This is a genomic window from Paenibacillus sp. OK060 (genome assembly GCF_900101205.1).
GTDB classification, from domain to species: Bacteria; Bacillota; Bacilli; order Paenibacillales; family Paenibacillaceae; genus Paenibacillus; species Paenibacillus marchantiae.
Genome location: NZ_FNFR01000005.1, coordinates 192,935 through 216,726, shown reverse-complemented (window position 1 = coordinate 216,726; position 23,792 = coordinate 192,935). Strand labels below are relative to the sequence as shown.

Genomic DNA, 23,792 nt, shown 5'->3' with positions numbered 1-23,792 from the left:
GGAATCGTTGTTCCGGACAAGAACAATACCCACATACGAAAAGAGGCGCACTAATGAAGTATAAGATGAAACAGAAACAGAATCAACGTATTACGCGAATTACGGAAGGTACGCTAGTCATAGGAGCAGACATTGCCAAAAAGATTCACGTAGCTAGAGCGGTAGATTTCCGCGGGATTGAATTAGGAAAAGACTGCGTGTTCCACAATAATCAGGAAGGGTTAACGAAGCTAGTAACATGGATGAAAGAACTTCAGGAGGTTCATCTGAAAACGGACATTGTTTTCGCAATCGAGCCTACCGGGCACTACTAGTTTCCGCTAGCCGCTTTTCTGGAAGCTCGAGATATCAAGATCGTCATTGTGAAACCGCATCACGTAAATAAGAGCAAGGAACTTGAGGATAACTCGCCGACGAAGAGTGACTATAAGGATGCCAAAGTCATTGCAGATCTAATTCGAAACGGGAGTACTCGGAGCCCAAATTGCCGGCGATGGAATATGCCGAATTACGCATCCTCATGAGTTTCCGTAGAAGGTTATGGTGAGTTTAAACCAAGTCAAGGCCCGTGTGCATAACTGGTTCGACCGCTATTTTCCAGAGTATTTGAGCGTGTTTAAAGATTGGGAAGGTAAAACTTCCTTGATGACAATGCGCCAGTTTCCGACACCGGAAGAGATCGTCTCTACAGGCGCTAGAGGCGTTCTCGCACACTGGAAAACGGAAGTGAAGCGTGGAGTCGGTATCAAGAGAGCGGAAAAGCTCTTTGCGACAGCCGGGATATTCATCGGGCTTACCGAAGGGTTACGAGCTGCGAGACTGGAGCTTCTGAGCTTGCTCGATCAGTATGAGCTTTTCTCTAAACAGGTGGAAACGACCATGAAACAGGTCATGGACATCTTGAGTGAGATACCGGGAACGACGCAGATGTTGAATATCCCAGGCGTTGGCGCGGTTACCGTTGCAGGATTTCTGGCTGAGGTTGGCGATCTGAGTCATTACGACCACGGACAACAAATCATCCGGTTGGCGGGCTTGAATCTAAAAGAAAAGCGGCATTACCAAGAGTGGACGATCTCGACTAAGAGCCCTATTGTTCCGTTGCGTCATGCCAATGGTAGCTAAGAATGAGGAGTTCAAGGCCCTTCACAAGTATTTCACAACACGAAGTCAAAATCCGCTGAAGAAAAAACAGTCGCTAATCGCGCTCTGCGGCAAACTGATACGCGTCCTGCACACGCTGGGGACGAAGGAAATAGAGTACAATGCAAACGAAGTTCTTGGTCCTGTACGACAAGCGCAGTTACAACAGATTGCAGCTTAGTTCAAAGAATCAATAGCCTGAAATCTCGACTCGTTCACAGATGTATAACGAGACAATTGAAGCACCGGAGAAGCCGAAGAACACCATTCCATAAGGGCAACGACCCCGTTTAGGAGCAAGAATCGGCCTCCACTCCTTGGCAGGTAGAACGAAGGAATGTAAGGGCAATGACCCCGCGTGACATGGGAGGGTAAACCCCAAGGGAAGATGTGGAGATCCACTGTGCGATCATACGTATCATCCACAGTTTGGAAAATCGAGTCCAAGCCCTGTTCCCGTCACTGGCCTTTTCAGAAAAATATGGTTCTAAACCAATACCCTTCCATTACCCTGAGATTTCGAGGTTGTAAATCTAAGAATGAGAGAGAAAACAGGCGAAAACATTACTTTTTAGTGGGAGTGAAAGAAATGAAAGTGGATGTTAATACAATTGTTTTTCCATTGCCAGACAATGAATTACTAGAAGTAGTTGAGCGAAGTTTGAGAGTTTCATTTCCTGAAACTTATAGGAATTTTATAAAGGGAAATAATGGAGCTGTACCAATCACGAATAAGTTTAGTTATAATCAGCGTGAATATATAATTGAGAAATTTCTTTGTATATTGAATGACAGTGAGTCTGATCCTATTAATGGATGGTATGACATTGAAGTTATTATTACACAAATAGGTGATAGATTAACTGATAATGAAGATTTAGTGGGAATGAATGTAGTTCCTATTGCAGCGCTTTTTTCAGGAGATTTTATTTGTTTGGATTTCAGAGAAACAGAAGAGCCTACTGTAGTTATTTGGTTTCATGAAGAGTCAGAGGAGTTTTCTCCTGTGACACAAAGTGTAGCTCATAATGTATCAGAATTTTTTGAGATGCTAAATGAGTAAGGCTATTTTAGTGCATGCTAGCACGTGATTGATGAGCAGTCTCTACGCAATGCTTATGAACCCAACTTTTAGGTAATTAATTTTAAATACTAAACTGTCCAAACACTTAATAAACTTTTAAAGCTCTTTCCCGCTTGAATTATTAGTTGGAGAGAGCTTTTTGCGTGTCGAAAATAACCAATGGCTGCTTGGCGGGGGTGGTAGCTTCATTTTGGACGGGGAGGCCAACTTACGAGCAGGTCTATTGCAACAGGAGGGCAGCAACAAAGCGCCTGTTCATGTGGCGGATCTGCCTCCGGAGCCGGAGCCACCGCTGATGCCGATTGAGGAGTACGAAGCAGCTCAGGCCGCAGCAGCCGCAGAAGCTGCTGGAGTGACGCAGGCATCAACGACGAACCCGAAAGATGGATCGTTGGCTGGAGCTGCATTGGCCATCACTGCTATGATTCCGATCATGGGAGCGCTAGGAGGTATTGCTGCTCAAACCGCCGTCGGTGCTGGTATCGCCGCCGTGGCCACGGGTCTCATCGCGAGTGTACCGAAGATAGGCTCCTTCAAGCCTTCAGGGCTGAATTTGCTGGAACGACTCATGAATGGTTTTGCTGAAATGCAACAGCAGGAGAACGAAGCGAAATGGGCGATGCTTGGTAAAATGCTGACGGCCGCTAAAGTGTTAACTACAGCGACTTCGCCTCTCGATCTGATCAAGAAGTTGCATCAGCAGCATCAGGAAATTAGTGCCACATATTATGAAATTCCAGGTTATATTCGGGAGAAGTGGACGAAACAACAGGCGGATCAGGACCTGAAAAGTTCGCTGGATTATTTCAACAAAGTGATGAAAAACCCGGAGGAATACAATATTCTTTTTGTAGGTCCCCATTTTGCGAATATCACCTTCGATATTGGCAGGCCTCATATCACGGTAGAGGAACTGGGAAGTTATGACTATTGGAAGGCTCAAGGGCTAAGCCTAGATGAAATGCAGTATCTGTCCTGGAGGCTCAAGGCTCCCATGAGCGAACAAGCCTTTGCTGAACTATGGGGTGAATACGATCAATATTATGCGACGCTACAAGGTCAGGATAATCAAGTTAATCTTAAGAACAAGAGAGGTTCGGCAGGTGGTCTTGTAGGCCCGGTCCGGTCTATCCCGCAGGCAAGTGGAATAACGCCGCCCAAAGTGAGCACGAGCCCGTCTTCGCCCATCGTGCCCAAAGTGAAGAGCTTTGTGAAAAAGTATTGGGAAGAAAGTCAGAAGATGCGAATCGTGTCGGGTGGAGGAAGTCATTGGAGCAATAATAAGACGAACAAAACAGGTGAGACGGCTTCGGGGAATGGAAAGACAGCAAACAGTGGGGGAGGATCAACCTCTAAGCCTGTAGAGAACCCGCCGAAGTCGAAAACAAGTTCGGGTAGTTCATCTTCTTCGAAAAAGAATGAAGGAAATTCAACGACAACGTCGAAACCAAGCACGACACCAAAGACGAAACCAAAGACGAAACCAGAAAAAAATGAAACGCCAAATGAAGTGAATACGTGGAAGCCATCTCCATCTAAGAACAAGGACGACGTTAAACCGCAAGCCGATACTAAACCGCCTAAATCATCCGAACCGGAGAAACCAGAGGAGAATACAAATAAACCGAAGGATAAACTGGAAGGCACTGAGGGGACGGGTAATGTTGGTAGTCAAGTTGATGATGTTATACGTGATGGAAGTCATATGAAAGATGGAAAGCTAAAGCCAAATGCAACATATAAAACAGGTGAATATGAATATTTATATAAAACTGATAGTGAGGGAAGGCTTGAAAAATTTACAGCTGACGATTTAAAATTAACTGAAAGGGATAGCAGATTACCACATGATGCAAATACACCAGGCAAAGAGCCAGGCGACCATGCAGGTCATTTGGCAGGGGATAGATTTGGTGGTTCACCAGAAATTGATAACCTTGTTTCACAATTAAGTAATGTGAATTTAAGTAAGTATAAAGTTCTCGAAAATGAATGGGCTAAAGCAATTAAAGCAGGGAAAAAAGTAAAGGTCGAAGTAAACATTAAATATGATGGGGATGCTTTACGCCCATCAATTTTTGAAGTGAAGTATTCTATTGATGGGAAAATAAAAACCACCAATATTAAAAACTAGGGAGGTTAATTAATGGGGAAAGTATTTGAGGATTATTTTTCAGAGTTACAATCTGATATCGTGTCAATCTGTTTAGAGTACGTTGATAAACGGGCAGATGTTATTTATATTTGTTGCTACCACGAGTTAGGCGAATATGGAATGGATGTATTTTATAAAATTAATGATGTTTTTGTTGAAAAGCACAAAGTCAATGAAATATATAGTGAAATTGACGTTTCTGAGGAAAGGCAGTACGCGGTGCTAAGAATAGGAAACGAAGACCTACTAAAAATAATTAATTTGTTTGAAAAATATAATCGTGAAATGCCGACAGAAATGAAATTAACCTATGATGTGATTAAGAATAAATTAGAGGCTACTTATTCTTATGATTTAAAATTCACCAATTTATCAAAGAGTGCAAGCGAGGTTTTCGACGAGTGGTTTGAAGAAGTAAGTAGAATGAGAAAATAGAATATCAATAATGGTGGGGGCTACCCAGTGCCGAATGAACTCATCATTCAACCAATAACACAGTTAACCCATGTTATACCTATATAAAGATTTCTTCATTTCGGTTGTACGCACATCAAATGCTTTAATTTTATAACCTAGATAACGCTATTCCGATACATCAAACAGGTTAATTATGGTCAGGTCAGATACCGCCATGATTGACCTGTTTTATTATTATGTTCTCTTTCTTACAGTGTTTTTATAATTTACTCGCAACTGTAGAATAATCTGCTCCAATAGGAAGAACGGAATGGAAATAACAAGTGGAATCATACCGTCCAAAATGAACACAAGCCCATCTACGTCTATTAAAATTGAAGTGAAGAAAGTAGAAGGTATGCGTTACGGCTTTGCTGATTTTGAGGGGGCTGGTGTAGTAGTGCATAGAGATTACCTTCCAAAAGATTTGTGGAAGAAAGGTGACACAGATCAGTTTAACTGGTTGAATAAAAATCTACCAAAAGACATAATGAAATTGGTTGACAACGGATCGTATACATGGCATCACACTGAAGTACCGGGGAAAATGCAATTAGTTCCCTTTGGTATTCACAATATTACTACTCATAATGGTGGTAGATCAACTGGAATGTGTGCAGATGCACCAAGATAAGGGAGGGGAAAATTGTGGAAACGAGAGCAGAATCTATTATTTATCCATTACCATCTGATCAGCTATTGTCAAAAGAAGAAGGTTTCTGGAGGGTAGAGTTGCCTTCAGACTATAAAGAATTTATTAAAATAAATAATGGAGGCATTCCAGAAAGACGTTCTTTTAGTTGTGATGGTCATAATTACTTAATTACTAGATTTTTGTGTATTCTTGAAGATCCGACCAAACATGAATTTGGAATATTTGATATAGATTCCACAAAATCTCAATTTGAGGAGAGATTGATAGATGATGAGGACTTGATAGGAGTAGCGTTGTTACCAGTTGCTGTTCTATTTTCTAGTGACTTTCTATGTTTAGATTTTCGTAAATCTAGGAAGTCCCCTAATGTTTGTGTCTGGGATCATGCAAATTCTGGTGAATTTGATCCAGTGAGTTATGTTGTTGCGGATAGTTTTAAAGATTTTTTGGCAATGTTAACTGAATAAACAATATACTTAAGCTTGTTATTGTTACACAGGTATTTACTACTCCAACAACAAGATCGTACAAAACATCCAACAAACCAAACACCTAAAAACTTGACCAATACACTTGTTAAAACTTTCAAAAGCTCTTTCCAACTTGAACCATGAGTAGGGGGAGCCTTTTTTATCTATGCCAAATTAATGATCACTACGCTTAATTAAGGTCTAAATCAGATGGGAGTTGTGGGCTCCTTCAAGCCACCGGCATTCAATTTGCTGGACCGATTTACGAACGGATTTACCGAGCTCCAACAGCAGGAGAACGAAGCAAAATGGACGATGCTTGGTAAAATGCTGACGGCCGCCAAAGAGCTGACTACATCGACTTCGGTGACCGATTTCTTTAAGAAGTTGGAACAACAGAACAAGGAGATTAGTCTTGCTTATGAGCAGATTCCGAGTTACTTCCGTGAGAAGTGGGCGCGTGAAAAAGTCCATCGTGACCTGCAGAAGTCGCTGGAATTTTTCGAGAGTGTGGAGAACTCCCTGGAGCATATGAATATTATTCGAAAAATGTTCTTGGGCAATAAAAATACAGAAGATGGAGCGAAATAATTGATGGAAAATTTTAATCAGGCAATTAAGCGTATTTCTGCAATAGATTGGAGTTGTATTGGAAACAAGGAAGCAAGATCACATGTTCATTTGAGTAAAGAATACTTAAGAAGAGCATCAATATTTTTTCAAAATTATCCTGGCCCTTGTAGGTATCCTTTTATTATCATTTCAAATTCGATAACTAAGTCACAAGTAAGTGTTGATGAATTACAGATACTAAAGGAGATTGACAGTAGTTATGTTAGAGAAATTGTTACCAGTTATTTAGAGTTAAACGCACTCATTGATGAAGGAAATCAAATTGCTATTGATAATAAAGATCTGTTTGAGCCAGCAATAAAACTATATGAAAGAGGTGGCCATTTCTTTATAAGGGCAGGTTATTTGAATGTTGCTTGTGCTACTGATTTTCTTTCGCTTGCAAATCGAGTTAAAAGGGAACCACTTGATATAAGTGATGAAGCCTTGGATGCACTTGACAATGGACATGTTGATTAATTTATGGGTTTGTTCGGATTATTAAACAACTTACAATACTAATACAAGATCGTACAATACAACACTTTAATTTTATAACCTAAATATCACTATTCCGTTACATCAAACAGGTTAATTATGGTCAGATACCACCATGATTGACCTGTTTTTTGTTTTCTTCGCTTTCTTACTGATCATTAATGCGGTTGAATAATGTCATTAAGGTAAGATGCAAAGGTAATATACTATCTAGTTATGACAGTATAACAAGTAAAGAATTAGTTAACCTCACCCTTAAACGTATTACGAAAGAAGAACTGAGTAACTTAGGGGAAAGGGATATTATAAGAATAATTTTCGGAAGGTCATAAAAGCTCACATATCTCGTTCTGTTTAGAAGAATAATGTGAGCTTTTTTGCGCTTTTTTTCAGAAGTTTTGTATTGAATGTAATAAGAAATTAGCATAAAAAGTAATTTCCTTCTGAAAAAACTATCCATTTTCGAAAGTGATTTTAGGTCTAAAGATACTTGTTTCGCAAAGTTTTCTTAAAATAAAAGAGCGGAATCCTGGATTTGTAAAATAAAGTATGTAAATTAGATAATTCGGTCTATTTATATGTAAATTTTCTCGAAGATTATCAGATTGATTCAATCTATTAGCACACTCAATTACCCCAATTTACATTCCATACGCTGCGGAATACGATAATCCTAACTTAATAGGAAACCGCAGGAGGTATGAAATGAAACGAAAATCAGCCCGATTGTTATCCGGTTTTATAGCAACAGGAGTCTTGTTGTCTTCTATGTTTTCCATGCCTGCTTATGCAGCGCCTGCCTATGGCGCTCTCCAGCCGAGTGAAAGCGCTAAGTCCATTCTGCAATCTCTAACGAAGGAGGAAAGACAAGCTCTAAACCAGCTTCAAGTGATGGATGGAGAAGTTATTGACGCCAAGGTGAATACTAAAAGTTCAGATTTGGTAAACGTGATTGTCCAATTCAAAAGTGAACCCGCTGCGGTCGCCTTGAAACGGGCTGCTTTGAACAATGAGAAGATGTCCGAGCTTACGGCGACAAGTAAAGTGAAACAAAATCATCAGCAATTCAAGCAATACATGAAGTCCTTTCAACAAAAGAGAGATCTATCTTATGATGCTGCTTCGATCCAAATCACTCAGGAGTATGAAACCGCACTAAATGGTGTTGCTCTAACCATCCCTGGCATAGCCGTAGAGGATTTGATGAAATCGGGTGTAGTAAAAAAAGTGTGGGCTGATCAGGAAGTGGCTCTTGATCTACCCGAGACAGACACGCCAAGTGAATTTGCCACGGGAGGTGGAATGCAACCTCGAATGGCTGATAGTGTGCCTTATCTTGGCATCGACAAACTTCATGAAGAGGGTATTACAGGGAAGGGAATCAAGGTCGGTGTACTGGATACAGGGATTGATTATAATCATCCGGATTTAACAGGTGCATATAAAGGGTATCGTGCCCATGCGGGTGAGGATCCAAAACAAGTGGATCCGGCTACCGTTAAAGGTTGGGATTTTATCGATAATGATGCTGACCCCATGGAGACGACTTATGAAGATTGGGAAAATTCAGGCTATAAAGAACAAGGTGTATCGGCAGAAGAATATTATACTTCCCACGGAACACATGTATCGGGAACAATAGCTGGACAGGCCAAAAATGACGTAGGGTATGCTGTAAAAGGGGTTGCTCCAGACGCAGATTTGTATGTATACCGTGTACTGGGTCCTGGTGGAAGTGGTGAGACGAGTGGCATTATTGCCGCGATTGAAAAAGCGATTAAAGATGAAATTGATGTTATCAATCTATCTTTAGGGGCTGCTACGAATGATCCGCTAGATCCTTCTTCAATTGCACTGAACAATGCTATGCTGCAAGGTGTTGTGAGTATGGTTGCGGCAGGTAACGATGGTCCAAATGAAGGAACATTAGGTTCACCGGGAGCCAGCGCGTTGGCGATTACGATCGGTGCATCCGACGTTCCAATAACCCTTCCTACGGCTACAGTGACTCTGGATGTATACAACCATTTAAGTGCGGGAGAGATAGATGAAGAAGCACCTGCAGAGGATGAGGAATCATCTGTAGTGGAAGAGGAAGCTCCCGTAGAAGAAGATGGAACATCTATAGTGGATGAAGAAGCATTCGCAGGGGAGGAAGAAACGCCTGCAGCAGAAGCAGCAGCGGATGCGCAAACGGCAGTAGGAGAAACACCTGCAGTTGAAGAAGTTCCAACAGCAGAAGAAGAAACATCCGCAGAGGAAGAAGAAACGCCCTCAGCAGAAGCACCTGAAGTAGAAGAGGAAACACCAGCAACTGAAGAAGAAACACCTTCTGAAATTTATACTGAGGAGTTATCTTTGTTTGGTAAGGACTTCACAGACGATCTAACTACTCTCGAAGGAAAAACATATGATGTAGTATTTGCAGGTCTTGGTGATGTTTCTGATTTTGAAGGTATTGATGTGCAAGGTAAAGTGGCCCTTATCGCTCGGGGGGAAATTGCACTCGATTCCAAAATTGTCAATGCAAGAAAAGCAGGGGCATCAGCCGCAATTATTTATAATAATGTTGAAGGAACAATCCCTAATTATTTGGGTGATATGAATGGATATATTCCTACATTCCAAATGATGAAAGAGCTAGGAGAAAAACTTAAGGGTACGAACGGCGTGAAGATTACTTTTGGCACAACGGGCGAAACCGTTACGGAAGGCAATAAACTGGCTGATTTCAGTTCCCGTGGCCCGGCTGCAGTAAATAATGATATTAAACCGGATATCGTAGCCCCCGGCGTAGCTGTATTTTCGACCTACCCTGTATTTGTGAACGATCACACAGGTGCGAATGATGATATTGCCTATGCACGAATTTCAGGTACATCCATGGCAACGCCTCATATGGCGGGTATTGGCGCACTTATGCTGCAGGCACACGGAGATTATTCGCCTTTTGATGTGAAGACCGCTCTTATGAATACAGCCGTCGATCTGAATGGTGATTATTCCGTATATGAAGTAGGTGCAGGTCGTGTAGACCCTTATCGAGCAGTCCACACATCCGTATTTGCCAAAGTACAGGATAAAACCATTCACTTCTCAAATGAGGAATCCATTCTGATTGATGAAATTACAGGTTCAATTGTATTTGACAGTGCATATCTGGAAGAAAACGGCCAGGAGATCTTATCTGACAGCCGAGTAGTTAAGATCGAGAATAAAGGAGACAGTGCTAGAACGTATACCACTTCCATGAAGCTGTTAAACGATATGAATTTAAATGTTCACCTTCCAGATTCAATTACTGTAAGTGGCGGAAGTACGGAAGACATGACCGTCACAGTGGATATACCACAGGACACGCCAAGTGGTCGATATGAAGGATATGTATATCTGGATACGGAAAATGCGGCGGATCATATTCAGATCCCATTCTCCATCCGTATTAGCGAAAAGGGCATTAATTCAGTGGAATTGATTCCACCATCCATCACAAACGATACTCCTTTCCATCAGTTCCTGAATCGTATTACACTGAGTGCTATTCAGTTGGGAAGCCCTATTGATTCGGTAGATGTATTGCTGAAGGATCGCGAAACTGGCGAGGAATTAGGGTTAATAGGTACATTGAATTCAGAGTCAATGCTTCCGGGAATAGAATATCTGATGTTGAACATTTTCAAAGGTTATGTATTTCCTGTTGAAAATGGAGAAGTCTCCAACATCGAACGGTTTGTCCCTGAGGGGAACTATACACTTGAATTCATTGCAACCGATTCAGACCAGAAGCAGTATCAATATGAAACATTGGTTGTTGTAGACAATACACCCCCAGAGATTGATTTGGGTATTGAACCGGGCGTATATGAACTCAATGATAGTATGCTGTCTGAAAGAGAAGGCCTAAAAGGCGTTTGGTATGATGGCACAGTCATCGATCCCACGATCCAAACATTTGTTGATAATGGGATAACTGCCTATGATCAATCTTCAAATCGTGTCATTTTCTATGAAAATGGCAGTCCATTCTATTCCGGAGAATTGCTTGTTTCCCAAGAAGGGAACATATCTTTTGGTATTACCAAAGAAGAATATGAGGAAGGGTACGAACTTCGTCTGTTCGGAATGGATGCGGCTACAGCGGCAGATACCGTTAAGGACCATCGCTATGGTTTTATTGCCGAAGGGAAGCCTTATGTGACCAGTAAATATGACAAGGACGAGGTACGTAAAGGAGATACCATTACTCAGACCATTCAACTAAATAATGTGGAGAAACTAAACTGTATTTCGGTTACTCTGGAAACGCTGTATGACTATGAACAATTTAACCGAATTGAGCCAACCCCTGAACTGCAGGCATTGCTTAATACAACAGGTGCAAGTGTGAAATTTAGTGATCCCGTAGTGGGCCAAAGAGAACTCAGCTTTGAAGCATCCATTTCAGGTGGGTCCTTTGAAGGAATCACAGGTGATCTTGATTTGTTCCATGTTGTCTTTGACGTACCAAATGATGAATTTTATTTTAAGAAAAACGACGTACCATTGCTTGAAGTGAAATACACTACTGTTGGCATGAAAGAAAACGAAGAGAAATTAACATTAACCGCGTTTAATACGGACAGCTATGAAGTGATCTCCAAATCTTCAAGAACGTATGGTTTTGTACGTCCTGAAGCTTTTATGGTCGATGGAGAGTATTTGGATTTTGCGAATGACTACTCCAAGATGGGCATTGAAATTTATGCGGAAACGGCTTCCGGAGAGAAATATGAGGGGACCGTGCAGAAGTCTGGCGAGTTTCTCATTGATGGTATTCCGGCAACGGGAGAAATGACTACCATTTATACACTGGTTCCTGGGCATCTGCCTTCCGAATTAGGAGTTGTACTGAGCAAGACGATCAATGGAGAATATTATGGCGTAAATAAACTTAACTCTGCTGACTTCACCTATGCAGGGGACATCAACGGGGACGGAGCCATCGATATTTATGATATGGAACTTGTAACGAAATATTATCATTCGTCGGATGGAATAGCCGACATTGACCAGGATGGTTATGTAGGGGACACCGAAGTTACCTATATTATGAATAATTTTGGGAAGACCACTAACCATTCTACCAAGGAGCCCGTCTTGCAAATTGGTGACAAAGACTTAGGGTACTTCCTTAATAAAATTCAGGAAATGAACAATGGTGGTTCTGGTAATAACGGCGGCGGTTCCGGTAATAATGGTGGCGGCGGATCTTCTACGACACCCGCACCTGTCCCAACACCTGCACCAACCACAGAACCAGATCCAAGCCCAAATCAGGTCATTACAGAAAAAGATTTGAAAGCTGCGACAAACGGTACAGCCAATGTGGATATTAAGATCGGCAAAAAGATTGAGTTGCCTGTCAATGCTGGAGACTTGTTGGGTAGGAATTCACTTGAATTGTCTGAGCAAGGTGTAATTTCACTCACCATTCCATCTAGCATATTAAAAGAACTGCAATCAAAAGGAGGTTCTGGTGCTACTGCAGGCAAGATCATTTTGGATATAAAGAAACAAGATGTGAAAGCACCAGAAACGAAACAAGGCCTTACATGGACAATTGCAGGTACGGCTTACGAGATCGAATTGTACCTTCAGGTTTCGAGTGAGAAGTTATCTTTGTCCAAACTTCCGGAAGATGTTACGCTGACACTCAATTATAATAGGAATCTTAATGGTAATCTCATTGGAATGTACAATGAAAATTCAACTAATAATAATTGGGACTATGCCGGTGGGGTTGTAAATACCCAGCAAGGTACCGTCACTTCCAACGTGTCTCATATGGGCACGTATGCACCATGGGTTTACGATAAATCGTTCGTGGACGTGGCTTCAACGCATTGGGCAAGTGAAGCAATCAAATCACTTACGGCGAAACATGTGCTGACGGGCAAAACAGAGACTGCGTTTGATCCACAAGGTCAAACGACTCGTGCCGAATTCGCCGCTTTAATCGTAAGATCCCTTGGCTTAGAGGCAAAAGGTAACAAATTGCCATTCGGTGATGTGAGTAAGGATGCCTGGTACGCAGATAGCGTGGCTGCTGCATATCAAGCAGGTTTGGTTCAGGGAATAGCTAATGATACGTTTGCTCCGACCCAAACTATTTCTCGTGAAGAGATGGCAGTGCTCATGATGAGAGCATACGAATACCAAACCCAATCAAACCATACCAAGTCGGCTACTGGTTATACAGATGAAGCAAACATTGCATCTTGGGCAAAGGAAGCTGTCGTTAAAGCTTCCGAGCTCGGTGTAATGAAAGGTTCTACGGGTGGCGAATTTAAACCAAAGAACAATGCGACACGTGCCGAAACGGCTCAAACGGTTCACAATTTACTGTCGTTGCTCAAATAAGATGTACAAGTATAAGGGGTTCCTCCAGCATTGGGGGAGCCTCTTATTTTGTCATGTTTGCATCTTGTCTTTCTATCCTGAAATTCTCTTCATGAGCACGCAAGTCTCCAATATATGCTGGTAGAGTCCACATTCGATCCCTATAATTAGGAATAAAACGATGGATAAAAAGAGGTGTAGTGATGATTGAAGGGAAGATTATTAAATTTTACCGGGAGAAACATAGACGAACTCAAGGAGAACTGGTGAAAGGAATCTGTTCAGTCACACATCTGAGCAAAATTGAGCGGGGAATGACAGAGTATTCACAGGAAATCATGGATATGCTCTGTGAGCGATTGTACATTGATATGGCAAGGGAAGTAACAAGATATCATCAGATGAACAATGTCCTGGATTCATGGCAAGAGGCCATTATTATGCAGAGAACAGCTGAAGCTATTCGTCTCAAAGACAAGTTGGAAGAAGAACCGTTAAAAGGTATACCTGACTTGCGTTTATCTTATGACTTGCTGCAGATCCGATTTTACCTGTTTATGAATGATATCGATGAAGCAGAAAGACTTATAGCCGAGATGGAGATTCCGGATGAATCGGAGCATTCGTATGAGCATTATTTTTATCACCATGTGATGGGGATTTACTATTTCCTTACAGGGCACTATACCAAATCAATCCAGACATTAACTTCAATCAATCAGTCCAAATATACGAATCATGAGTACTTTTATCATTTGTCTCTGGCATATCACTCGATATATTCAAATATTACGTCTTACTATTACGCTGAGAAAGCTATCCAGCATTTTCGGAAAACTCTTAATATGGTGCGGATTATTGATACCGAAACCATTATGCTAGTTCAGCTAAATTCTCGTGAGTATCATGATTTTCCTGAGACAAAACGCAGATATGAGAATCTCATTCGGATTTGTGATGATTGTGGGCTTACCGACCGAAAAGCCAAGCTGCTGAACAATCTGGGTTATGAATATAATCGGCGAAACCAATATGAGGATGCTGTCTACTGGTATAGACTAGCGCTTGATATTATACCGGAGAAACAACCGTTATACCTGATGGTACTCAATAATTACATAGAATCGAATAGACTGGGTAATCTCATTCCTGCAAACAAGCTATTGGACATGTCTCTAAAAGCCTTGCACAACTCTAAACTTGTTGCAGACGCAAGTTATATGGAATTGGAACTCCAGTCTGTCATTTTACAAGGGCAGGAGCAAGCGTATTATGAAATGATAGAAGAGCGAATTCTTCCTTATTATCGTGAACTTGGTTCCCAATATCTTGCCGAACGTTATGAAGAGATATTGTTCCAGTACTATATGAATCATGGTGAAAAGGATAAGGCGCTCAGGCTCGCAAAAAATCGTTTTAAATCCCAAGCGACTCTACTTATTTAAGGGTAATAGGAGAGTAAGAGAAGTGTCGACGACATATGGGTGATTTGAAAGGAACACCCTATCTCCGATACAATGTTCTCATAGAGTCTGAGAGAATGGATTCAATACGGCTCAGAAATGGAGAATTACAATATGACTGATTTTATCAACGCTGACGATATTAACGATGTGATTTTGGCTGCGGCGGCTTCAGAGTTGGAGCAGATGGTGGACAAAATATGTGAACTGATCGGTACGCCTTTGGAACAGACAACAGAGCTGGAGCGTCAGGTGATTGCTGCTTTTGGATTTGGTGCGGTATATGGCATCACTCATCGGGATCAGCTGGCGGAGCCACAGGCTCATGCACTGAGCATCCGTATGCTGATTAAACCTTTTAACTATAGTGAGCAGCAGGCTGTAGATTTTGCCGATGATCTGATCCGGGTGGCTTCCGATCGGGAAGTTCATCCGGTGATGAACACGATTATTCATCGTGGTATCGATGGACACCGCCAGTTTAATCAGGAAGATGATGAGGGACTCGCCCGCAACATTCAGGAGATTTTGGCGGCAGTACAACCGGAGAGAACCTGAAGAAGCAGAGCGTTCACCCTTTCATGTAGTGGTACAGACAGTATTTGTCTAATGAATTGTTAACTTAATTGGGAGATGATCGCAATGGATCTGATGAAGTTAAGTAAAGAGCTCTCATACGCCTTGCGTCACGCCCCATGGGAGTATGAGCTGGAGCTGGACGAAGAGGGCTGGGTGGAGATTCCGCAATTGCTGGTGGCTTTACATGAAAGTCCACAGTGGAAAGACGTCACGGAAGCGGATCTGGAGCAGATGATTCAAGCTTCTGAGAAAAAGAGACATGAGATTCATTCTGGCCGCATCCGGGCATTATATGGTCATTCGACTCCGCAAAAGATATCCAAAACACCTGCCGACCCACCGGAGATACTCTATCATGGCACGCCACTGCGGTCGGTTGCTTCCATTATGGAGCAAGGTTTGCAGCCTCGTCAGAGGCAGTATGTTCATCTATCTGCAGATATGGATACCGCCAATCAGGTGGGACGAAGACGTGATGACCAGCCAATAATACTGAAAATTAACGCGGCTCAAGCGGCCAAAGAAGGTATTTTCTTCTATCATGGAAACGAAAATATTTGGCTGGCCGATCACATTCCGGCACGATATATCGAGCAATGATCGATGTAACGGTTATGGAGACTACCGATATCTAAATCGAGAATTCAAGTCGCAATCGGACCGGTTCAATGTACAGTTATCCGATTAACTGCTATATCGTTTTAAAGATTGTTTTATAACACCAAAAGGGACACATCCAACATTCGTTGGTGTGTCCCTTTTTGATATCCATTCTATTCTCTTCTATTTAGACTTACTTGCCTACAATTGTTTTTACACCCTCACTCAATGGTTGAGCTGAACGGCCAAGCAATTTTTCCAATGTATCGCTCTCTACAGCCAGTGCGCCTTCACGGATGGCACTCTGCATATCAACGAGCATGGAGACTACAAAGTCAGGCAGACCTGCACCTTTCATAATGTCAGCGTAAGCAGCATCATCCACGTTTTGCACGTTGATATCCTGTCCAAGCACTTCCCCAACGATGGCTGCAAGCTCAGCTTGAGTACGAAGTTTACCAGACAACTCATATACTGAATTTTCATGTCCCTCACCTGTCAGTACTGCAGCGGCAGCATGCGCATAATCATTGCGAGTAGCCCAGCCCACTTGGCTGGCATTAGTTGCATGCACCCAAGGTGCGCCCTGGGTAGCTGCTTGAACGCTACCTGCTTCATTTTCCAGGTACCAGTTGTTGCGCAGGAAGGAATAAGCAATGCCGGATTCGCGGATAGCCTGTTCTGTGGCACGATGTACTTCAGCAAGTGAAAGGGTGTTTTTCTCCGCATTCACAACGCTGGTATAAGCGATGAATCCAACGCCTGCTTTCTTGGCAGCGTGCACGGCAGCTTGATGTTGGCGAATACGCGTTTCATTGTCACCGTCTGTGGAGATCAGCAGCAGCCGATCCAAGCCTGCAAATGCTTTTTCCAGCGTTTCCGGTTGATCGAAATCACCGTGACGAACGTCAACACCTTGAGCGCGCAATGCTTCCGCTTTCTCCGGGTTGCGTACACTTACAGCCAAATCCCCAGCAGATACCGTTTTTAACAGAGCCTCTACGACCAGTGAACCCAAGTGACCTGTTGCTCCAGTAACTAAAATTTTCATTGTATTTTCCTCCTATAAGGTATGTTTTGTGTCGACACAAATGTGAAATGTCAATCTACATGAATGGATGTAATCGTATTTGTTATAACAGGTGTGATTACAACGAAAGGTTTAAAAAAAGCTCGTAATGAGCTTTTTTTATTCAGAGACGTGAACCTGATCCATCATCTGTTGTATCGTTACACGTTTCAAACGCTGCTCCATAGCTAACTGAGCCTCAATAAGTTCGGCGCGCAAGGTTTGTTCGATCATGCTGCCAACCGGACAATTTGGGTTTGGATGCTTGTGGAAGTTAAACAACTCGCCATCCTCCACAACCTCAAGTGCACGATATATATCCAAAAGCGTAATGTCCGCGGGGTCCTTTAACAAAGAAGCACCGCCGACACCGGGTCTGACCTCGATCAGGCCGGCCTGTTTCAGCTTGGACATAATCCGCCGAATAATGACGGGATTGGTATTCACGCTTTTGGCGATAAAATCTCCCGTGCACTCATTGGGCACAACAGCGACCAGGGACAACGTATGAACCGCAATGGAAAAGCGACTACTGATTTGTTTCATGCATGATCACCACCGTTGTAACTATAATAGTTACAAATAAACACGATGTCAATGATGAATTTCAAAGTAGCCCGGTGTATTGAATTCTCATTTCGGATACATCTCAACCCTTAACCGCCCCGGAAGTCAGACCACCCACAATATATTTTTGCCCAATCAGGAACACAATCAATACAGGTAGGGACGTAAGCACGATATCCGCACTGACCAGATTCCACTGAGCACTGAATTGTCCGAAGAAGTTATAGACAGCGAGCGTCATTGGCCACATCTCGACGGTATTGAGCATGTAGAGCGGGGCGGTAAACTCATTCCAGACACTCAGGAAATTAAGAACAAATACCGTCACCAGCACGGACGTGAGCAAAGGCACAATAATTCTGAGAAATAGCTTGATCCCGTTGCATCCGTCCATGATCGCTGCTTCATCCAGTTCTTTTGGAATATTGGATACAAACGCATATGTGATGAATAGCGAGATCGGAATGCCCATCGCGGTATAGAGCAGAATCATGCCCACATGCGAATTAATCATGCCCAGCGACTTCATGACCTCCATTAGTGGAATGTAGTTCAATGGCAGCGTAATGCCCAGAATAAGAAAGAAATATAGGAACTTGCTTAACTTCGAATAATTACGCGATAAAGTGAAGGCTGAGAACGCCACAACAAACACCAGCAGAAGGGAAGAAGCCGTTGAATGCAGCAAACTGTTGAAAAAGGAACCACCCAAGTGTCCCTGCTCATAGACGATTTTATAATTTTCAAAGATGAACTTCTCGGGCAGGGTCAGTTTGAGCACTTTGGCTTCGGCATCGGACTTGAATGAATTCAGCACAATGACGACAAAAGGAATCAGGACCACCAGGCTAAGAAGCCAAGCGAGTACATTTAATCCGATGGAAACCAGCCGTTTTTTCACTCGCATCTAGTATTCCACCTTTCGGTTCATCAAGCGGATGATAAAGAAGGAGATGATCGCCATAATGACAAACAGAATCGTGGATAATGCACTGCCGAGCCCCCAATAGCCTTTAGCAAAAGAGGAATACACCGCTGTGTTAATCACATCTGTAGCGTTGCCTGGTCCACCATTGGTCAGTACATATACCGCATCAAATACCCGCAGCCCATACGTAATATTGAGTACCGTGGCGATGGTAATTGTCGGCATCAGCATTGGGATCGTGATTCGAAACAGTTTCTGCCAGAAGCCGGCACCGTCAATCGATGCCGCTTCATAATAATCGCGAGGAATGGCAAGCAGTCCAGCAATGAACAGCACCATAATGTACCCCATGCCTTTCCACGTATCCACCGCCATAATAGATGGCATTGCCCAAGTAAGGGAGCCCAGCCAGTTCTGGGCCAGAACGTCCAGCCCCAGCGAACGCAGTGTCACGTTAACGAAGCCGTTGTTGGGATCGAGCAGGCTTTTGAAGACCAGGCCGACAATCAGGAACGAAAGTACTTGGGGTGAAAATATGATCATCCGGTGCAGATTGGCGGCCTTCACACCGCTGACCAGCAATAGAGCTAGGAATAGGCCCAGAACCGTCTTGGCGATCGAAGTAATCAGAGTGAAAAGGACTGTATTCTTAATAAAAAGTAAATACGTTGGATCACCCGCCAGAATGGTTCGGAAATGCTCCAGACCAATAAAGTTTTTCTCCGAACTGTAACTGTTCCAATCGGTGAAGGAATAATAGATGCCCAGCAGGGCGGGAGCGACGATGAACAGCAGATACAGCACAATCGCTCCAGATGAGAAATACCAAGGATATATCTTATTTACATTCATAAACTGTTACACCTGTCCTTCCTGCCAAAATGCATGAGTGCATGGTGCCTCACCTCGCTGCATTATAATGGTGGTTAGCCACATGCCTCATGTGTTTACCCAGAATACGCGCTGTTATTGCCACGCCTCATCCTTCAGCACTTTGGCTTGCTCAGCCCGGCGTTTATCAATATTTTGCAGAATCTGATCAGGGGTCATGGCTCCGGCGAACATGCCGGAGAGATCCTTGCCGATATCCATCCATTGCGGATCAATGTACTTCACAGCGGCCTGCATGACCGTACCTTTCTCATGATTTTTCTCATAATCGATATAGTCCTGTGTCAGCTTCGGTTCAATTTCAGGCCAGCAGATGGTCAGATTGCCTTCACCACCATCGAATACACGCTGCAGATGATCATGCTCCGTAATCCACCGGAAAAACTTCAGTACCTCTTCCGGGTGCTTGCTGTTTTTGTTGCCAAACATCGCAGCCGAACCGCCCGGATTCACACCAATCGTCTGATTATCGCCCCATGGCATCACGAAAAATCCCATATTGTCCTTCATGTCTGGATACGCCTCAGACACTTCCTTTTCGGTGCCCGGAACTCGAAGTAGCATCGCTGCCTTCTCCTGACCAAAGGCTTCAATGCCAGCCTCGACCGTGTTGGACAGAAAATCCTTGCCGAAGTAACCCAGATCCGCAAATTCCTTTAACTGTTCAATGACCGTCTTGAGCTGCGTCAAATCCGCGACCTTCATCTCATTGTTGTTCAGCTTCTCGTACGTTCCCGGCGCAGCTTGCTCATAGTTTGGACCGGTTTCGAACAGAGGCAGCACCTGATACCATCCGCTGGCAGGAGCCTGATAGAACGGAATGATGTCCTTATCCTTGATTTTCTGGCTGATCGCCTTGAACTCGGCGTAGGACGTTGGCGGCTGGATGCCGAGCTCTTCAAAGATGCGTTTGTTATAGTACACATACCATATTTTTGATGGTGCAAAAGAAACCCCGTACACCTTCTCTTTATAGCTAACCGTTGGTAAAATCTCTTCGGACATGCGTCCTGTAAATTCCTCATTGGTCAGATCAATTGCATTTTCCTCAGGTCTTACGTTGGCAGGCATGCTAAGTGGATCCACATCGACATTAAAAATATCAGGAGCTTCGCCGGAGGCGAGCTTCACCTTAATCAGGTCACGCCACTGGGCATCAGGGACCACCTGAAAGTCAATTTTCACACCCGTTTCCTGCTCATATTCTTTAGCCATCGTTTGCATGATACCCGTACGTGGAATGCCGCTCTGACTTGTTCCGAACGTTAGTGTTACCTTCCCTGAACCTTCGGAACTTTCACCGGAGTTGCACCCGGCAAGAAGCAGGCTGGACAGCAACAGCGCACCTACGAGGGATAATAGAAATCGTTTTCTCATCAATGAACCTCCCATGGAATAAAGAATAATAGCTCTTGCCGAAACGCTTCATGTAAGCGTATTCTTATGTGAATAACTTTACGCGGAACGAAGAATGCGCTCAATAGACAAAAGCGTTCTGTTGGGTGGACATTTTCGAGTAAGTTGCAAGACATCATCCGATAACGAGGTGTGAGATGGTTAAGTACCGATTCAGAACGCTTCAGCAAAGTCTGTTTGCCTACTACTCTGCAGTCTTTATTGTATTTTCATTGATTGTGGCCAGTCTCTTGTATGTTTTTCTTGCCAATGACATTCGTAGTCGAAGTGCCGAACAGCAGAAACAGTTGGGGAATTCGATGGTAGGCAATCTGGATCAGGAAATCGTCAAAATGAATAATTTCTCCATGAACATCGTATATTCCAATCTGGTCAAGGAGCACTTCAGTCACTATTTATCTCCAGCGGAGGACAATGAACAGACGCTGACAAGTGACCCGGCGTTTTACAAGGATACAACAACGCTGATTGATGTCATTCTGGCGATCATTAGCAGCTCTAACACAGCCAAACAAGCCAATATTTATGATGTGAACGGTAAAATGCTGGGTGCCGGTGCGTTCAATGGCCAGCTGTCCGTAGATCTGACCCAAAGACCGTGGTACGAGGAAACGTGGGCGCGCAATGGCTGGCGTGTCATAAGTTTACTGGATGGTGGGGCATTACCGATGCCAACAGGGCAGGGGGAGTCAGGTAAACCATATCTTTCCCTTACCCGGGTGTATAAGGATGGAAATTATGTCTCGCAAGGAGTAGTGGAAATTTTGCAGGATGCAGGAACCGTGTTCCAGCATTTAAACGATGTGCAAGCGGGGAACGAAAATCTGAGCGTCTATGTATTGAATGAACGTAATGAGCTTTTATATCCTTTTTTGTCCAATGAACATCCGTTAACAGCAACCCATTCCGACGTGGTTAACTTGATTCGAAACGATCAATATTCACCAGGAACGATGCAAGGAGTCGTAGATCCCAATGGAAATTCGAAGCAAATGATGACCTACACGACCTCGCAGGAGACCGGATGGACGGTTATTGTGATGCAGTCGAAACAATCCCTGTTTGCGAATTTGAATCGCATGGCTCTTCTGTTCATGGGGGCAACTTTAGCTACCTTGATGCTTATTCTGCTCCTCTCATACCTGATCTCCAAACGTGTTACCTTACCGCTCCATCGTTTGCAGCGCATTATTCAGAAAACTGGCGTCCACGATCTGACCACGGGTCAGGACTCTGGTCAGTTGTTCAAGTTGGAAGTTCCAGGTTCCATCCGTGAGATGGATGAGTTGAATGATACCTTTATCCAATTGAATCAACAGCTTGTGCAGTCTTTTCAGGACATGCTGGCGATCAAATCTCAGGAAACGGATGCCAGGTTGCTGGCGTTGCAGTCCCAGATGAACCCTCATTTTCTGTATAACAACATTACGAACATCAGCATCATGGCGGAAGAGGGCATGAATGAACAGATCGTTGCGTTCTGTGGTCACATTGCATCCATGCTGCGTTACATCTCGGCTCCGAACAAAAGCGGTGTTGCATTGGAAAAAGAAATCGACTACTGTGAGCGGTATTTGGAGTGTATGAAAATTCGGTTCGAAGATGATCTGCTTTATGAATTCCATGTTCCGGACTTGATGAAAAATCTTCAGGTCCCCATGCTGCTGATTCAGCCTTTGCTGGAAAATGTCATGAAACATGGACTACGTGATACTCCACCCTGGAAGCTGCATATTATTGGAAAGCTGGACACCTTGCAGGAAACCTGGCTAATGACAGTGGAAGACAACGGACCTGGCATGGAACCCGAGGCGCTTACGCTCATCCAGCAGTACATACAACAATCACAGGAATGGGAGCGTATGCCTGAACTTGAGATCAACGGGATGGGATTGAAAAACATCTGGATCAGACTCAAATTATGGTATGGCTCCGCGGCACATATGCATATTACGAATAAACCTTCTGGCGGCGTCAGCATTACGATTGGAGGTTCCATTCGAAAGGAGCACAGTTAAAACTCATGGTGATGACATATAGAACTATTATTGTGGAGGATGAGGCGTTAATTCGCCGTAACGTATCCCGGAAATTCAGCGAGCTGGGCACACGGTTTGAGGTTATAGGTGAGGCTAGGAATGGACAGGAAGCATTGGAACTGATTGAACATACGGTGCCTGATCTGGTCGTTACCGATATTCAGATGCCCGTCATGAATGGGCTGGAACTGGCGAAACATCTTTATTTTGCCTATCCGCATGTCAAGATCGTGATCCTGAGCGGCCATCATGAGTTTGAGTTTGCACGTCAGGCGATCAGTTACAAAGTGGAGGATTATCTGCTTAAACCCCTCGCAGAAGAACAGCTTCGATCGCTGCTGGATGCGATGGAATTAAAGCTTGGCAAGGCAGAGGATTCGCTGGCACATGTCAGTGCAATTTTGGATGAACAGGTGAAGCCGGAGGATATCGCAGAGGCAGTCAAGTTGTATCTGAAACAGAACTATATGCATGAAATTACGTTGCAGGACATGGCAGGACAGATGCATTTTAGTGTAGATTACCTGGGGAAGTGTTTCAAAAAGGTGACGGGTGAAACCCCGCTCAAATACATGACAGGGCTTCGAATCAACGAAGCAAAACGCATGCTCGCGGCCTTTGAAGATATGGATATCAAGACAGTAGGTAAAGCGGTGGGATATAGTGATTCCCATTATTTTAGCCGTATCTTTAAAAACAAGACAGGACTGTATCCCAGCGAGTATCGCCAAAGGTTACAATAACGAAAAAAAGCCCTGTCCATGGCTCTTGAAGAACCACGATGACTGG

The 23,792-nt window shown here is 43.5% G+C and carries 18 protein-coding genes and 1 pseudogene; 14 read left to right on the top strand and 5 right to left on the bottom strand.

The window, feature by feature from the left end; genetic code table 11:
- Positions 1–65: 65 nt before the first annotated feature.
- The 12 genes and pseudogenes from BLS14_RS19600 to BLS14_RS19545 all read left to right on the top strand — a co-directional run bounded on the left by BLS14_RS19600 (position 66) and on the right by BLS14_RS19545 (position 16,093).
- Positions 66–1,324: pseudogene (locus BLS14_RS19600) on the top strand (IS110 family transposase).
- Between the two features lie 408 nt (positions 1,325–1,732).
- The gene (locus BLS14_RS19595) at positions 1,733–2,206 is read left to right on the top strand and encodes an SMI1/KNR4 family protein (protein ID WP_090953529.1); all 474 of its coding nucleotides are present in this window, start codon (positions 1,733–1,735) and stop codon (positions 2,204–2,206) included.
- A gap of 160 nt (positions 2,207–2,366) precedes the next feature.
- The gene (locus tag BLS14_RS33225; protein WP_256336597.1) at positions 2,367–4,361 is read left to right on the top strand and encodes a DNA/RNA non-specific endonuclease; all 1,995 of its coding nucleotides are present in this window, start codon (positions 2,367–2,369) and stop codon (positions 4,359–4,361) included.
- Between the two features lie 12 nt (positions 4,362–4,373).
- Complete coding sequence (locus tag BLS14_RS19585) at positions 4,374–4,817, top strand: hypothetical protein (RefSeq protein ID WP_090953527.1); 444 nt, start codon at positions 4,374–4,376, stop codon at positions 4,815–4,817.
- 292 nt (positions 4,818–5,109) lie between these two features.
- Positions 5,110–5,472 carry an HNH endonuclease signature motif containing protein gene (locus BLS14_RS19580; RefSeq protein ID WP_090953526.1) on the top strand — a complete coding sequence of 121 codons (363 nt, stop codon included), beginning with the start codon at positions 5,110–5,112 and terminating at the stop codon, positions 5,470–5,472.
- A 14-nt stretch (positions 5,473–5,486) separates the two neighbouring features.
- On the top strand, positions 5,487–5,960 hold the full coding sequence (locus BLS14_RS19575; RefSeq protein WP_090953524.1) for an SMI1/KNR4 family protein: 474 nt from the start codon (positions 5,487–5,489) through the stop codon (positions 5,958–5,960).
- 213 nt (positions 5,961–6,173) lie between these two features.
- Positions 6,174–6,554, top strand: a complete 381-nt coding sequence (locus BLS14_RS19570) for a hypothetical protein (RefSeq protein ID WP_090953522.1) — start codon at positions 6,174–6,176, stop codon at positions 6,552–6,554.
- 3 nt (positions 6,555–6,557) lie between these two features.
- Entirely contained in the window at positions 6,558–7,055 is a 498-nt protein-coding gene (locus BLS14_RS19565; RefSeq protein WP_090953856.1) for a hypothetical protein, read from the top strand.
- Between the two features lie 723 nt (positions 7,056–7,778).
- Positions 7,779–13,472, top strand: a complete 5,694-nt coding sequence (locus tag BLS14_RS33485) for a S8 family serine peptidase (RefSeq protein ID WP_090953520.1) — start codon at positions 7,779–7,781, stop codon at positions 13,470–13,472.
- A gap of 182 nt (positions 13,473–13,654) precedes the next feature.
- Positions 13,655–14,896: a helix-turn-helix domain-containing protein gene (locus BLS14_RS19555; protein WP_090953518.1), complete on the top strand. Its 1,242-nt coding sequence runs from the start codon at positions 13,655–13,657 to the stop codon at positions 14,894–14,896.
- 117 nt (positions 14,897–15,013) lie between these two features.
- A complete protein-coding gene (gene imm48 / locus BLS14_RS19550) occupies positions 15,014–15,472 on the top strand; it encodes an Imm48 family immunity protein (RefSeq protein WP_256336596.1) in 459 nt (152 codons plus the stop codon).
- A gap of 84 nt (positions 15,473–15,556) precedes the next feature.
- Positions 15,557–16,093: an RNA 2'-phosphotransferase gene (locus BLS14_RS19545; protein WP_072734534.1), complete on the top strand. Its 537-nt coding sequence runs from the start codon at positions 15,557–15,559 to the stop codon at positions 16,091–16,093.
- 193 nt (positions 16,094–16,286) lie between these two features.
- On the opposite strand, the gene BLS14_RS19540 is transcribed toward BLS14_RS19545, so the two are convergent.
- The 5 genes from BLS14_RS19540 to BLS14_RS19520 all read right to left on the bottom strand — a co-directional run bounded on the left by BLS14_RS19540 (position 16,287) and on the right by BLS14_RS19520 (position 20,925).
- Entirely contained in the window at positions 16,287–17,144 is an 858-nt protein-coding gene (locus BLS14_RS19540; RefSeq protein WP_090953514.1) for an SDR family oxidoreductase, read from the bottom strand.
- 138 nt (positions 17,145–17,282) lie between these two features.
- Positions 17,283–17,708 carry an Rrf2 family transcriptional regulator gene (locus tag BLS14_RS19535; protein ID WP_063567255.1) on the bottom strand — a complete coding sequence of 142 codons (426 nt, stop codon included), beginning with the start codon at positions 17,706–17,708 and terminating at the stop codon, positions 17,283–17,285.
- Between the two features lie 103 nt (positions 17,709–17,811).
- Complete coding sequence (locus BLS14_RS19530; protein ID WP_072734532.1) at positions 17,812–18,636, bottom strand: carbohydrate ABC transporter permease; 825 nt, start codon at positions 18,634–18,636, stop codon at positions 17,812–17,814.
- On the bottom strand, positions 18,637–19,509 hold the full coding sequence (locus BLS14_RS19525) for a carbohydrate ABC transporter permease (RefSeq protein ID WP_072734531.1): 873 nt from the start codon (positions 19,507–19,509) through the stop codon (positions 18,637–18,639). It abuts the gene before it with no gap.
- A gap of 114 nt (positions 19,510–19,623) precedes the next feature.
- Positions 19,624–20,925, bottom strand: coding sequence for an ABC transporter substrate-binding protein (locus BLS14_RS19520; protein WP_072734530.1), 1,302 nt, complete (start codon positions 20,923–20,925; stop codon positions 19,624–19,626).
- 176 nt (positions 20,926–21,101) lie between these two features.
- Here BLS14_RS19520 and BLS14_RS19515 point away from each other — a divergent pair, with 176 nt between their 5' ends.
- Together BLS14_RS19515 and BLS14_RS19510 are read left to right on the top strand one after the other, a co-directional pair.
- A complete protein-coding gene (locus BLS14_RS19515) occupies positions 21,102–22,982 on the top strand; it encodes a cache domain-containing sensor histidine kinase (RefSeq protein ID WP_090953512.1) in 1,881 nt (626 codons plus the stop codon).
- Positions 22,983–22,993: 11 nt separating this feature from the next.
- Positions 22,994–23,746 carry a response regulator transcription factor gene (locus BLS14_RS19510; protein ID WP_256336592.1) on the top strand — a complete coding sequence of 251 codons (753 nt, stop codon included), beginning with the start codon at positions 22,994–22,996 and terminating at the stop codon, positions 23,744–23,746.
- The last annotated feature ends 46 nt before the right edge of the window (positions 23,747–23,792 follow it).

Bases quoted from the DNA above. Each gene is read 5' to 3' on its own strand.
- BLS14_RS19530 (WP_072734532.1), bottom strand. From the start codon at position 18,636: ATGCGAGTGAAAAAACGGCTGGTTTCCATCGGATTAAATGTACTCGCT.
- BLS14_RS19545 (WP_072734534.1), top strand. From the start codon at position 15,557: ATGGATCTGATGAAGTTAAGTAAAGAGCTCTCATACGCCTTGCGTCAC.
- BLS14_RS19535 (WP_063567255.1), bottom strand. From the start codon at position 17,708: ATGAAACAAATCAGTAGTCGCTTTTCCATTGCGGTTCATACGTTGTCC.
- BLS14_RS19525 (WP_072734531.1), bottom strand. From the start codon at position 19,509: ATGAATGTAAATAAGATATATCCTTGGTATTTCTCATCTGGAGCGATT.
- BLS14_RS19580 (WP_090953526.1), top strand. From the start codon at position 5,110: ATGGAAATAACAAGTGGAATCATACCGTCCAAAATGAACACAAGCCCA.
- BLS14_RS19540 (WP_090953514.1), bottom strand. From the start codon at position 17,144: ATGAAAATTTTAGTTACTGGAGCAACAGGTCACTTGGGTTCACTGGTC.
- BLS14_RS33485 (WP_090953520.1), top strand. From the start codon at position 7,779: ATGAAACGAAAATCAGCCCGATTGTTATCCGGTTTTATAGCAACAGGA.
- imm48 (WP_256336596.1), top strand. From the start codon at position 15,014: ATGGAGAATTACAATATGACTGATTTTATCAACGCTGACGATATTAAC.
- BLS14_RS19555 (WP_090953518.1), top strand. From the start codon at position 13,655: ATGATTGAAGGGAAGATTATTAAATTTTACCGGGAGAAACATAGACGA.
- BLS14_RS19585 (WP_090953527.1), top strand. From the start codon at position 4,374: ATGGGGAAAGTATTTGAGGATTATTTTTCAGAGTTACAATCTGATATC.
- BLS14_RS19595 (WP_090953529.1), top strand. From the start codon at position 1,733: ATGAAAGTGGATGTTAATACAATTGTTTTTCCATTGCCAGACAATGAA.
- BLS14_RS19510 (WP_256336592.1), top strand. From the start codon at position 22,994: ATGACATATAGAACTATTATTGTGGAGGATGAGGCGTTAATTCGCCGT.
- BLS14_RS19515 (WP_090953512.1), top strand. From the start codon at position 21,102: ATGGTTAAGTACCGATTCAGAACGCTTCAGCAAAGTCTGTTTGCCTAC.
- BLS14_RS19570 (WP_090953522.1), top strand. From the start codon at position 6,174: ATGGGAGTTGTGGGCTCCTTCAAGCCACCGGCATTCAATTTGCTGGAC.
- BLS14_RS19520 (WP_072734530.1), bottom strand. From the start codon at position 20,925: ATGAGAAAACGATTTCTATTATCCCTCGTAGGTGCGCTGTTGCTGTCC.
- BLS14_RS19565 (WP_090953856.1), top strand. From the start codon at position 6,558: ATGGAAAATTTTAATCAGGCAATTAAGCGTATTTCTGCAATAGATTGG.